Source organism: Marivita sp., from assembly GCF_017643905.1.
Taxonomy (GTDB): domain Bacteria; phylum Pseudomonadota; class Alphaproteobacteria; order Rhodobacterales; family Rhodobacteraceae; genus Marivita.
Window position 1 is genome coordinate 1 of the sequence record NZ_JAEPMO010000127.1, and the last position, 12,298, is coordinate 12,298.

Annotated in this window: 14 protein-coding genes; 5 read left to right on the forward strand and 9 right to left on the reverse strand. The window is 60.3% G+C overall.

The genetic code is table 11. The annotated features are described in order from the left end of the window. The first annotated feature begins 304 nt into the window (after nt 1-304). From JJ869_RS17725 to aat, 4 genes are all read left to right on the forward strand, one after another. Nucleotides 305-556: a hypothetical protein gene (locus JJ869_RS17725; RefSeq protein WP_292269072.1), complete on the forward strand. Its 252-nt coding sequence runs from the start codon at nt 305-307 to the stop codon at nt 554-556. 187 nt (nt 557-743) lie between these two features. After that, nucleotides 744-1,229, forward strand: coding sequence for an acetyl-CoA carboxylase biotin carboxyl carrier protein (gene accB, locus JJ869_RS17730; RefSeq protein ID WP_292269073.1), 486 nt, complete (start codon nt 744-746; stop codon nt 1,227-1,229). Between the two features lie 12 nt (nt 1,230-1,241). Then, a complete protein-coding gene (gene accC, locus JJ869_RS17735; RefSeq protein ID WP_292269074.1) occupies nt 1,242-2,594 on the forward strand; it encodes an acetyl-CoA carboxylase biotin carboxylase subunit in 1,353 nt (450 codons plus the stop codon). 46 nt (nt 2,595-2,640) lie between these two features. Then, nucleotides 2,641-3,276, forward strand: coding sequence for a leucyl/phenylalanyl-tRNA--protein transferase (aat, locus tag JJ869_RS17740; RefSeq protein ID WP_292269075.1), 636 nt, complete (start codon nt 2,641-2,643; stop codon nt 3,274-3,276). On the opposite strand, the gene JJ869_RS17745 is transcribed toward aat, so the two are convergent. The 5 genes from JJ869_RS17745 to JJ869_RS17765 form a co-directional block, all read right to left on the reverse strand. Next, on the reverse strand, nt 3,240-3,650 hold the full coding sequence (locus JJ869_RS17745; protein ID WP_366510474.1) for a DUF2155 domain-containing protein: 411 nt from the start codon (nt 3,648-3,650) through the stop codon (nt 3,240-3,242). The genes aat and JJ869_RS17745 overlap by 37 nt on opposite strands. Further along, nucleotides 3,635-4,018: an NADH:ubiquinone oxidoreductase subunit NDUFA12 gene (locus JJ869_RS17750; RefSeq protein WP_292269076.1), complete on the reverse strand. Its 384-nt coding sequence runs from the start codon at nt 4,016-4,018 to the stop codon at nt 3,635-3,637. Before JJ869_RS17750 ends, JJ869_RS17745 begins: the two co-directional genes overlap by 16 nt. Before the next feature lie 64 nt (nt 4,019-4,082). Next, entirely contained in the window at nt 4,083-4,451 is a 369-nt protein-coding gene (locus JJ869_RS17755) for a RidA family protein (RefSeq protein WP_292269077.1), read from the reverse strand. Between the two features lie 66 nt (nt 4,452-4,517). Continuing rightward, nucleotides 4,518-5,783 carry an ATP-dependent Clp protease ATP-binding subunit ClpX gene (gene clpX, locus JJ869_RS17760; RefSeq protein WP_292269078.1) on the reverse strand — a complete coding sequence of 422 codons (1,266 nt, stop codon included), beginning with the start codon at nt 5,781-5,783 and terminating at the stop codon, nt 4,518-4,520. A gap of 151 nt (nt 5,784-5,934) precedes the next feature. Continuing rightward, nucleotides 5,935-6,564, reverse strand: a complete 630-nt coding sequence (locus JJ869_RS17765) for an ATP-dependent Clp protease proteolytic subunit (protein WP_292269079.1) — start codon at nt 6,562-6,564, stop codon at nt 5,935-5,937. Between the two features lie 146 nt (nt 6,565-6,710). Here JJ869_RS17765 and JJ869_RS17770 point away from each other — a divergent pair, with 146 nt between their 5' ends. After that, complete coding sequence (locus tag JJ869_RS17770) at nt 6,711-7,916, forward strand: FAD-binding domain-containing protein (RefSeq protein WP_292269080.1); 1,206 nt, start codon at nt 6,711-6,713, stop codon at nt 7,914-7,916. A 139-nt stretch (nt 7,917-8,055) separates the two neighbouring features. Here the strand turns inward: JJ869_RS17770 and JJ869_RS17775 are convergent, their stop codons facing one another. From JJ869_RS17775 to JJ869_RS17790, 4 genes are all read right to left on the reverse strand, one after another. Beyond that, a complete protein-coding gene (locus JJ869_RS17775; protein WP_292269081.1) occupies nt 8,056-9,321 on the reverse strand; it encodes an NAD(P)/FAD-dependent oxidoreductase in 1,266 nt (421 codons plus the stop codon). Nucleotides 9,322-9,375: 54 nt separating this feature from the next. Next, the gene (locus JJ869_RS17780) at nt 9,376-10,089 is read right to left on the reverse strand and encodes a c-type cytochrome (protein WP_292269085.1); all 714 of its coding nucleotides are present in this window, start codon (nt 10,087-10,089) and stop codon (nt 9,376-9,378) included. A 357-nt stretch (nt 10,090-10,446) separates the two neighbouring features. Further along, entirely contained in the window at nt 10,447-11,628 is a 1,182-nt protein-coding gene (locus JJ869_RS17785) for a c-type cytochrome (protein ID WP_292269082.1), read from the reverse strand. Then, nucleotides 11,612-12,298: molybdopterin-dependent oxidoreductase (locus JJ869_RS17790; RefSeq protein ID WP_292269083.1), on the reverse strand; the 687-nt coding region annotated here is incomplete at its 5' end. The genes JJ869_RS17785 and JJ869_RS17790, both read right to left, overlap by 17 nt.

The following is a 12,298-nucleotide window of genomic DNA, read 5'->3' on the forward strand; positions in this document are numbered from 1 at the left end:
CGGCCTGCCGAAAACCCGCTCCGGCAAGATCATGCGCCGCATCCTGCGCAAGATCGCCGAAAACGACTACGGCGCCCTCGGCGACACCTCAACACTCGCAGACCCCTCCGTCGTCGATGACCTCATCGAAAACCGGATGAATAAAGGCTGATCTTCAAGAAAATCCAAACGATGAAGGGCGGTCTCGGGACCGCCCTTTTTTTGATTCACAAACAGTTAACCCAGTTTTGACTCTCACCGCGCATTGCGGGGCAATTTCGGCTAAGCTCGGGCTGTGGGGGCTTTGACATGAAAGAGCATGACAATGCCTGTTTTTTATCCAACCATGCCCAGCATGGCTCTCAAAACGCTGTACCGGGGCGACTTCCTTGCGAAACCCGCTGCGCTTACCGCGCAACCCGTCGCTGGCGCATCACCTTTTCCAATCGTCAGTCAGGATGACACCGTGGTCATACCCTCAGCACCCCCTTCGGCGGTTCAAATGCAGATCAAGGCGCTCATGTCAGAGCAGGCCCTGACCCTTGAAGCCGCAAAAGAGGCAGCGGCGGAGAGCTGAATTCCAAAGGGGTCACGCCGCCTTCTCTCGCTCAGTTGCCGACATTGATCGCAGCTGCCCCTTGCTCCTGAACTGTAATCGGTGCAAGGAAAGGCATGCAATGCGGGTGGTGCCCGTAGGTAAAGCGCGCTTCCGATCCAATCACCGACGGGGCCGCATCAAGAGCAAGAAGCGGGCGAGGGACAGCATGACCAAGACCAATCACGACGCGGACGTGGCGTTTATCGAAGCACTGGCCAAGCTGCTTCGGGAAAACGACCTGACCGAATTGCAGGTCAAGCGCGAATACGGCGAGGATGACAGCCTCAATGTTCGCGTCAGTCGTGTCACCCAGGTCGCGCCTGCCGTCCAGACAACCGTTGCTGCTGCGCCCGCCGCAGCACCTGCCGCCGCGGCTGCACCTGCAGCACCAGGTGCGCCGGAAGACCCGGCCTCGCATCCGGGTGCTGTCACATCGCCGATGGTCGGCACGGTCTATATGCAGGCGGAACCGGGCGCACCTGCGTTCATTTCCGTTGGGCAGCAGATCAACGAAGGCGACACGCTTTTGATCGTGGAAGCGATGAAGACGATGAACCACATTCCCGCTCCGCGCAGCGGCACGGTGAAACGTATTCTGGTCGAAGACGGAGCCCCCGTCGAATACGGCGCACCGCTCGTGATCCTTGAATAATCGGGTTCTGGCATGTTTGACAAAATCCTGATTGCCAACCGGGGCGAGATCGCCCTTCGCGTGATCCGCGCCTGTCGGGAAATGGGTGTGGCCAGCGTCGCAGTGCATTCGACGGCAGATTCAGACGCGATGCATGTGCGCATGGCCGACGAGGCGATTTGCATCGGCCCCCCCTCGTCCACCGACAGCTACCTGTCGATCCCCGCGATCATCTCGGCCTGTGAGATCTCCGGCGCGCAAGCGATCCACCCGGGCTACGGCTTCTTGTCCGAGAATGCGCGTTTCGTGCAGATCGTCGAAGATCACGGGCTGACCTTTATCGGCCCGACCGCGGAACATATCCGCATCATGGGCGACAAGATCACCGCGAAGGACACGATCAAGGCGCTTGGCGTGCCGTGCGTGCCTGGGTCGGATGGCGGTGTGGCCGATCTGGCCGAGGCCAAGAAGGTCGGCGAAGAGATCGGCTATCCGGTGATCGTCAAGGCCACCGCTGGTGGCGGTGGGCGCGGCATGAAGGTGGCGCAAACCGCGGCCGACATGGAACGCGCGTTCCAGACAGCCCGGTCCGAGGCCAAGGCCGCGTTCGGCAATGACGAAGTCTATATCGAAAAATACCTGACCACCCCGCGCCATATCGAAGTGCAGGTCTTCGGCGACGGCAAAGGCAAGGCCGTGCATCTGGGCGAACGCGACTGTTCGTTGCAGCGCCGCCACCAGAAGGTTCTGGAAGAGGCCCCCGGTCCCTGCATCACCGAGGAAGAGCGCGCCCGGATCGGCAAGATCTGCGCCGATGCGGTGTCCAAGATCAGCTATGCGGGTGCGGGTACAATCGAGTTCCTGTATGAAAACGGCGAGTTCTATTTCATCGAGATGAACACCCGGCTGCAGGTCGAACACCCTGTGACCGAAGCCATCTTTGGTGTCGATCTGGTGCGCGAGCAGATCCGCGTCGCCTCGGGCCTGCCGCTGTCATTTGAACAGGACGATCTGGTCATCAACGGCCATGCCATTGAGGCGCGGATCAATGCCGAGAAGCTGCCGAATTTCTCGCCCTCACCCGGCCGGATCACGCAGTATCACGTGCCCGGTGGCTTGGGCGTGCGCATGGATAGCGCGCTCTATGATGGCTACAGAATTCCGCCCTATTACGACAGCCTGATCGCCAAGCTGATCGTGCATGGCCGCGACCGGGACGAGGCGCTCGCACGGATGTCCCGCGCATTGGGGGAATTGATCGTGGATGGCGTGGACAGCACCGTACCTCTGTTCCGCGACCTTTTGCAGGATCCAGACGTGCGGAGCGGGGCATACAACATCCACTGGCTCGAGCATTGGCTGCAGCGCACCTACGCGAAGCCTTGAGGCCGATCACGCACCCGCTTCACGCCGACGCGCAAGGTGATGCGCCATGACGGTCACACCCGAGTTGTTGTTGCAGGCCTATCGTGCAGGTGTTTTCCCGATGGCCGAACATCGCGACGATCCAGAGATGTTCTGGGTCGATCCGCGTAAGCGGGGCGTGTTCCCTTTGGACGGGTTTCGTATCTCGCGCAGCCTTGCCAAGACCCTGCGCCGGGACGCTTACCGCGTGACGTTGAACACCGCCTTCGTCGATGTCATCGACGCCTGCGCAGATCGCAGCGAGACGTGGATCAACCACGACATCCGCGTGCTTTACGAAGAACTGCATCACCAAGGACATGCCCATTCGCTGGAAGTCTGGGCCGATGACCGTCTGATCGGTGGAGTTTATGGCGTGGCTGTCGGCGGCGCATTTTGCGGGGAAAGCATGTTTTCGCGCCAGCGCGACGCGTCGAAAATTGCATTGGCGTGGTTGGTCGATCTGTTGCGGCGGACGGGGTTCGTGTTGTTCGACACGCAATTCCTGACGCATCACCTGGCTTCGCTCGGCGCCATCGAGATCACACGGGCAGAGTACAGGGCACATCTGGCACAGGCGCTGCAGATCACCGCCGAAATCACCAGCGCCCCATTGGCGGCGTCAGGTCAGGACGTTGTGCAGCGCAATACCCAGACATCGTAGCGCTGGTGGTCCATCGGGTTGAGCGCTGGGGATGACGCGATCATCCAACCCTGGTAGACTGGGGCGTCCTTGCCGATCTCGGTAATAGTGAGCGAGGCATAGGCCTCGCCTGCCGCATTGCCTTCGGGATAGCGGCATTCGTTGGCGCGCACCGTGATACGCCCCACGGTCGCGGACTGCCCATTGACCACCTGCAAATCGGTCACCTTGCCGGTCAGCTTGTTCAGCGCCCGCACCGCGACACCGGTGCCATTGGTGGTGGCAAGCTGGGCCATGGCGGCAGACGCCAGCAGAAGCGATGCAAGAATGGCCATCAGACGTGGCATCATCAACCTGCCTTTGATCCAGATGTCCCGGATTATTCCGGGCTCCACGCCTCGTAGTCCTGACGCGGCTTGGGATCGGGACGGCGGATCGACCCGGCCGGTGCATAGGCCAGGGCGGTGCCCGTCAGGTTTTCCTGATGCGGCTTGACCCAGGCTTTTTTCGGAAGCGGACGGTCGGTCGGCAGTTCCTTGAACGTATGGTGCAGCCAGCCGTGCCAATCGGGATCAACGCGGCTTGCCTCGGATTCACCATTGTAGATCACCCAGCGCCGTTTGCCGTCACGCGACTGGTAGAAGATGTTTCCCTGGGTGTCCTCACCCACTTTTTCGCCATTGCGCCACGTGTAGAATTGGGTGCCAAGCGTCTGCCCGTTCCACCAGGTGACAGCGCGAAGAAGGGTATTCAGAATGCCCATGGACGACTCCTCGGGGTTGGTTCAGCGCTATATAGGGCGCTTTGCGGGCCAAGGTCCAGCGCAGCTATGACGCAGCAGGAGCCAGAGCGGTGACTTCGATCTCGATCCGGTACTTCGGGTCGATCAAGCCGCACTCGATCATCGTCGCCGCCGGCGGGTTCTCGCCAAAAGTGCCCGCGAGGATGTCGTAGCAGGCTTCGAATTCATGCCGGTCCGGAAGGTAGTAGGTCACGCGGACAACATCGGCCATCGACGCCCCCGCCTTGTCCAGCGCACCCGCAATCACGTCAAGCGCGCTTTGGCACTGTTCGGCGACAGTATCCCCCTGCCCGACTGTGCCAGCGACATGAACAAAACCGCCAGCCACGACAGCACGGCAATAGCCAATCTTGGCCTCAAACGGGCTTCCGCTGTGAATTCTTTTGATCGTCATCGTTCTTTTCCCAAAAAGAAAGGCGGGCAAAATGCCCACCTTTTCACATTGCTCACGAGAGTGGGTTCAACCAGCCTCGACGGATTCCTTTTTCTGATCCGCATAGATCATCAGGGGCTTGGCGTCAGACGTCACAGCCTCTTCATTCACCACAACCTCGACAACGTCATCCATGCCCGGCAGTTCGAACATGGTGTCGAGCAGAATGTCCTCGAGGATCGACCGCAGACCACGTGCGCCTGTCTTGCGATGGATCGCCCGCTTGGCAATGGCGCTGAGCGCGTCGTCGGTGAAGCTGAGCGTGGTATGCTCCAACTCGAACAGACGCTGATACTGCTTGACCAACGCGTACTTCGGCTTGGTCAGGATGGTAATCAGCGCGTCTTCGTCGAGATCCTCCAACGTCGCGATGACCGGCAGACGACCAACGAATTCCGGGATCAGACCGAACTTGAGCAGATCCTCGGGTTCCAGGCTCTTGAATGTCTCACCGATGCCCTTTTCGCTTTCATCGCGCACATCCGCGCCAAAGCCCATCGCGCTGCCCTTGCCGCGTTGCTTGATGATCCGATCCAGACCGGCAAACGCCCCACCGCAGATGAAGAGGATGTTGGTCGTGTCCACCTGCAGGAACTCCTGCTGCGGATGCTTGCGGCCCCCTTGCGGCGGCACCGACGCAACCGTGCCTTCCATCAACTTGAGCAGCGCCTGCTGCACACCTTCGCCCGACACGTCGCGTGTGATCGACGGGTTCTCGGATTTGCGGGTAATCTTGTCGACCTCGTCGATATAGACGATGCCGCGCTGAGCGCGTTCGACGTTGTATTCGGACGATTGCAGCAGCTTGAGGATGATGTTCTCAACATCTTCGCCCACGTAACCGGCTTCGGTCAGCGTGGTCGCATCCGCCATGGTGAACGGCACATCCAGAATCCGGGCCAGCGTCTGCGCCAGAAGTGTTTTGCCGCAACCGGTCGGTCCGATCAGCAGGATGTTCGACTTTGCCAGTTCGATGTCAGACGATTTCTGCGAATGGTTCAGGCGCTTGTAGTGGTTGTGCACCGCCACCGAGAGCACGCGCTTGGCCAATGACTGACCGATCACGTAATCATCCAGAACATCGCAAATATCACGCGGGGTCGGGACGCCATCCGTCGACTTCAGGCCACCGCCTTTAGTCTCTTCGCGGATGATGTCCATGCAGAGTTCGACGCATTCGTCGCAGATGAAGACGGTCGGCCCGGCGATCAGTTTTCGGACTTCATGTTGGCTTTTGCCGCAAAAGCTGCAGTAAAGAGTATTCTTGCTGTCGCCGCCAGAATTCGTCGCCATGTCTTTACCTTTCCTGACTCACGCGATGGATGTATGATCTCAATCTATTCACCTTATGCGTGTGTCGTATTTTCTTCTCAGAACCTTAGGACAGCAAAACTTGGGCCACAACGTCAAAAACGCATCCGAGACGACGTGACCCAATCACGATTTATGCGTCGTCGGACGTCTTCACTCGGCTTTCGACAATCTCGTCGATCAGCCCCCAGTCCTTGGCTTCTTCGGGCGACATGAAATTGTCACGCTCCAATGCCGCTTCGACTTTCTTGAGCGTCTGACCCGTATGTTTCACATAGATCTCGTTCAGACGTGTCTTCAGCTTCTGTGTTTCCTGCGCGTGGATCATGATATCCGTTGCCTGACCCTGATACCCGCCCGACGGCTGGTGCACCATGACGCGACTGTTGGGCAGCGAAAAGCGCATTCCGGCCTCACCCGCCGTCAGCAGCAACGACCCCATGGAGGCCGCCTGCCCGATCACCAGCGTGCTGACCTTGGGCTTGATGTATTGCATCGTGTCATAGATCGACAGGCCACTGGTCACCACGCCACCGGGGCTGTTGATGTACATGCTGATTTCCTTGGACGGGTTCTCCGCCTCAAGATGCAAAAGCTGTGCCACGATGAGCGACGACATCCCGTCATGCACCGGACCGCTCAGGAAGATGATCCGTTCCTTGAGCAGGCGCGAGAAGATGTCATAGGCGCGCTCGCCGCGGCTGGTCTGCTCCACCACCATGGGAACAAGCGTGTTCATATAGGTATCAAAGGGATCTTTCATCTGTGCCTGCCTGGATGAGAAGCCCGCCGGACGGTGGGCTTGGTTGCGAGTTGTCTCAAGACTAGTGTCCGGCTTGGGGGGCTGCAAGGGGCAGCGGTTCATCTGCGGACCTTGACCTGGCACTGCGCGAGATTAGCTCGCGCAACATGACCGATCTGTTTCCCCCCACCCGAACTGCTGCACTGGAAAAGCTGCAGAGCTTTGTTCCAAAGGCTGCCCGCGACTACGCGGCGCAGCGTAACTATGACCGCGGCCCCGGGCATCACGACAATGTGTCGACCCTCTCGCCCTATCTCCGGCATCGGCTTCTGACCGGAGCCGACGTGCTTGAGGCAGTGCTGGGCCGCTATTCTCTCGGCAGCGCCGAAAAATTCGTTCAAGAGGTGTTCTGGCGGACCTATTGGAAAGGCTGGCTGGAAATGCGCCCGGCCGTCTGGGGCGGCTACCAGCAGGGTCTTCTGCGGGCATGGGATCAGGTACAGACCCAATCCGGCCTGCGCAGCGAATGGGAAGCCGCCTGCAAAGGCGAAACCGACATCGACTGCTTCAACCACTGGGCACAGGAACTGGTGAGGACCGGCTACCTGCACAACCACGCCCGAATGTGGTTTGCCTCGATCTGGATCTTCACGCTGCGGCTGCCCTGGGAACTGGGGGCGGATTTCTTCCTGCGACACCTGTACGACGGTGACCCGGCCTCCAATACGCTCAGCTGGCGCTGGGTCGCAGGCTTGCAGACCGAAGGAAAAAACTACGTCGCACGCGCATCTAACATCTCGAAATATACCGAAGGACGGTTCTCACCGCTCTACCAACTGGCCTCCAACCCCGAACCATTGGACGGCCCACCGCATCCACCTCGCATGGAAGCCCCGTTGGGGGACAGGCTCGACCCATCGAAGCCTGTAGTCCTGATCCTGCACGAAGACGATCTCAGCCCTGGCTGGCTGTTCGATCAGGGGCTGAAACCGATGGCAACCGCAACGCTCGATGCCACCGCTCAGATCGGTCCTTTGCATATCGCGCCGCAGGTCAAGACATTCAAAGCTGCGCTGATGGCCGACTGCACCGCGCGCTGGTCCTCTTCACTTGGTCCTGTCACCACCGGTCTCACCACAGCACAAGAGATCGAAGACTGGGCACACAGCATGGGCGCAGAGCAGATCGTCACGCCCTATGCCCCTGTCGGCCCTGCGGCCACGATCCTCAACGACATCCGCGCGCTGCCCCTTGTCCGCCCGCTGCGCGATTTCGACCGCCGGGCCTGGCCTCATGCCACCGCTGGGTTTTTCAAGTTCAAGAAAAAGATCCCCGAACTTGTCGGCGCCATGAAGGGCCTGCAACCTGTCTGATCTTCATCTTGCCCGATAAACTCCGGGAGGTTTGGAGGGCTGGCCCTCCAATCGGTCGGATCGCGCAGCGATCCGACACAATTCCAAAAGAAAAAGGCCGGGTCGCATGCCCGGCCTTTTCCCAAATCTGCACCAAAGATCAGCCGAACATGTCGGCCGTGATCCCTTCGTACCAGCCGATGCTTTCCTCATAGGTCGCCTTCCGCAGGGCGGCATCTTCGCCGGTCTGGCTGACAAAGCTCGACACGCTGGCGATCTTCTCGTCATTCGGTTCATAGGCCGCGCCGACTTTCACACCGTCATCCGTCGCAATGAGCGACCAGCAGGTGTTCGAGAATTTCGCCGGGAACACGCGGCTGCCGGTGAGCGCACCGCGCACCGCCATCGCCGCAACCTTGGCCTGGCTGTTGGCCGAGAACCCGGATTTCGGCATGTCACCCTGATTGGTGGCGTCGCCCAGGATGTGGATGTTCTCGTCCAGACGCGACACCATCGTGTGCCCGTCCACCGGCGCCCAGTTGCCCTCGGTCAGACCAGCGGCGTCGCAGATCAGACCTGCCTTTTGCGCCGGGATCACGTTGACCACATCCGCCTTGACCACTTCACCGTCGATGTCCACCGTCATGGCGGCAGGATCGACCGTCACGTTCTCTCCGCCGAAATCCGGGCCGATGCGAGTGATCATGCCGGGATAGTGCTTCTGCCAGCCTTCCTCGAACAGACCTTGCTTGGAGAACTTCTCTTTCGGGTCGGCGATGATGATCTTGGCCGTCGGATTGTTCGCCTTGAGCTGATGCGCCACCATCGAGATCCGCTCGTACGGTCCGGGCGGGCAACGGTACGGGTTGGGCGGGGCTACCATCACATAGGTGCCGCCTTCGGGCATCGCCATGATCTGCGTCTTGAGCAACTCGGTCTGGCTGCCGCCCTTGTAGGCGTGCGGCATCGCGTTCTGCGCCGAGAGGTCCCAACCGGGCACGGAGCCTTCGACAAAGTCGATACCGGGGCTGAGGATCAGGCGGTCATACGGTACCGCGCCACCGCCCGCCAAGGATACGGTCTTCGCATCGCGGTCAACCCCCGTGGCCCAGTCATGCACGACATTGATGCCGTAGTCCGACGCCAGCTTCCCGTAGGAATGCGACAGGTTCTCAAGATCCCAGAACCCGCCAAGATAGAGGTTCGAGAAGAAGCAGGTGTAGTAGCTGCGCGTCGGTTCGATCAGTGTCACGTCGATCTCGCCAGCGCTGTCCTTGGCGATGTAGCGCGCGGCGGTGGCACCGCCTGCACCGCCGCCTACGACAACCACCTTGGGCTTGCCGTGTGACGCCGCGTGTACCATCGGGGCGCTGAGCGTTGCCGCCGCGATCCCGGTGCCGACAAAAGCCCGTCTGTTGAGTTTCATGGTTTTCCTCCCGTTTTCATTACGCGCCTTGGCCGTTTTGGTCTCTTCCGGACCTTACTCGGCTTCGGCAAAATACGCCGCGAGCGCGGCGATCTCTTCATCCGACAACCGGGCAGCCATCATCTGCATCACCGGGTGCGGTCTGATCTGTCTTTTGTAGGCATGCATGGCGACAACGAAATCTTCGGTCGGCCAATGCGTGATCGACGGGATGCCACGGTCCGATCCATCCTGCTGGTGGCAGGTCTTGCATTCGCTGGCGAGGTATTCGCCATAATCCGTATCGCCCACAATGGCGAGCACTTCGGGCGACAGTTCCACCTCACGCGCCTGTGCGGTGGGCGCGGCCTCGGGGATGTTTTGCGGGCTGGCCGAGAACTGGCGCAGATAGGCCAGGATGTCAGACCGCTCCTGCGGGTCTTTCAGACCGGCAAAGTTCATCCGGGTGCGTGACACCAGCGCCTTGGGGTTCTCCAGATAGGCGTTGAGCGTCTCGATCTCCCAGGTCAGACCATCGGCACCCATCATCGCCATATCGTCGGAATAGCGGAACCCGTCATGGACGCCCGCACGCCGGCCGAAGATTCCATTGAGATGTGGTCCGATCCGATCCTCGGCGCCCTGCCCGATCTGGTGACAGGACCGGCATTGCGCAAACACCTGTTCGCCGCGGGACGGATCGCCAAATTCAAGTCCGGTGGCGTCGGCAATGACGGGGTCTGGTTCAGGCTGAAGCACCGGGTCTGCAACGGCGGCAACCGGTTGCATGGCGGCCTGTTTGGCGTCCTCGGCAGCTTGCAAGGCCGCAGCCAGTTCGGTCTCCAGTTCCGACAGCCTAGCCTCAAGCGCAGATGTCTCATCGGCCTTTGCGGCCAAGTCTGCGTTGCTGCGTTCAAGCTGCGCAAGGCGGTCCGTCAAAACGTCAAGTTCGGACGCGCGGTAGTTCCGCGAGGTCCATCCATAGGCGGTCCCAAGCACGAGCGCGGCACCTCCGATCACGGAAAGGAACATACCAGACGTATTGGCCATGACACCTCGTGTGTAGCGGTTCGCTTAAAGCTGACTCACAGCTTCATGTTAAGGGTTTTTGCGCGGCAAGATACTGTCTTGCCGCGCAATTAAGTATTATTCGAAGGTAGAAAGATAGGCCGAGACAGCCGCGATGTCGTCGTCGCTCTTCAGGCCGGCAAAGCTCATCTTGGTGCCTTTTGCATAGCCACGCGGGTCAGCAAGGAAGGCCGCAAGATTTTCCGGAGTCCAGTTGCCTTCCATTTCCGCAAGCGTCTTGGAATACTTGAACCCATCAACCGAGGCGATGTCTGCGCCAACGATGCCGTTCAGCGCAGGACCCGACCGGTTTTGCGCACCGTCGCCAACCTGATGGCAGGCCTTGCACTTGCCGAAAACCTTTTCACCGGCGGCCACCAGTTCGCGGTCCGGGCCGGCTGCGGCAGCCACCGCGACCGGAGCGGTCTCGGCTGCCTCGGCAACGGGTTCCGCAACAGCGGCGGTCTCGACAACTGCTGGTGCCTCGGTGGCGGCTTCAGCGCCCTCTTCCTCGGGCGTCACATCCAGTACTGTCGCGCGCATGGTGATCTCGACGGTCTCCTTGCAGTTTTCCATGCAAGGCTCGGTGCGCCAGATCGTGTATTCGGTCTCGGCACGGTCGTCGATGATGAAGCCGTTCGCGTTCGGCATCTCGACCTCGAGGAAGTTCTCGTTCGACAGAACGAAATCGTCATCCACGAGGAAGTTGGAATAGAGGATGTAGGCAACGATGGCGTACACCTCGTCATTGGTAAGCGTCTGCGCATTGCCATACGGCATGGAGCGGTGGACGTAGTCCCATGCGGTCGACAGGTAGGGCCAATAGCTGCCCACGGTCTTGACCGGGTCCGCGTCTGCGAGCGTGCCTTCGCCGCCAGCCAGCTCAGGCCAATTGTCTACGCCTTCGGCAAACTCGCCGTGACAGACCGCGCAGTTTTCGGAAAAGATCATTTCGCCGTCTTCGACCGAGCCAGAGCCAACCGGAAGCCCCGTTCCGTCAGGGCTGACATCCACGTTCCATGCAGCGATTTCTTCCGCCAGTGCAGGGCGTCCAAGACCGAATTTGCCTTCACCTGCGCCAGTCGAGGCATTCGCTGCAGCAACCAGACCGCTCGACACCACGGGCGGTGCAATCGCCGTCATCACCGGCGGGTTTTCCGGGAACCCCGCGATGTTGCGGTCGGCAAAGTTCACCGCCATTGTCAGGACGGCCACGGTGCCGAGTGCAGTTCCGCCGAAAAGATTAAGAGACTTCGACATTTTCGGCCTCCCCGTTGGGTTTGACGTGCCACGTCTGGATGCAGTTGTTGTGATAGATCGAGTTCTCGCCGCGCACTTCGCGCAGTTGCGCTTTGGTCGGCTGAACATATCCCGTTTCGTCCATTGCCCGCGACTGGAGCAGCATGTCTTCACCGTTCCATTCGGTGTCGAGATAGAAGCGGGTCAGTGCCATCTTCTCGCCCGGCTTGGCCAGACGCGCGGTTTCCCATGTCTTGCCGCCGTCCTTGGACACGTCGACACGGGTGATCGCGCCGTGGCCCGACCATGCAAGACCGGTGATGACCAGCGGACCCGCGCCATGCGTAATGGGGGATTGCGGGCTGGGTGAGGTGACGACGGATTTCGCGTCCATCACCCATGTCCACTTGCGGCTTGTCCCATCGGCCAGCGTGTCGGTGTATTTCGACGTTTCCTCGCGGCTTTCGACCGCGTTCGCCGTCACCTCGATCCGGCGGAGCCATTTGACCCACATGTTGCCTTCCCAACCGGGAACAACCAGACGCACCGGGTAGCCGTCCTCTTTGCGCAGCGCTTCACCGTTCGCCTTGAACGCGACCAGAACATCGTCCAGCGCCTTGTCCATCGGGATGGATCGGCCGTTCGAGGACGCATCCGCGCCTTCGACATAGACCCATTTGTCATCCAGATC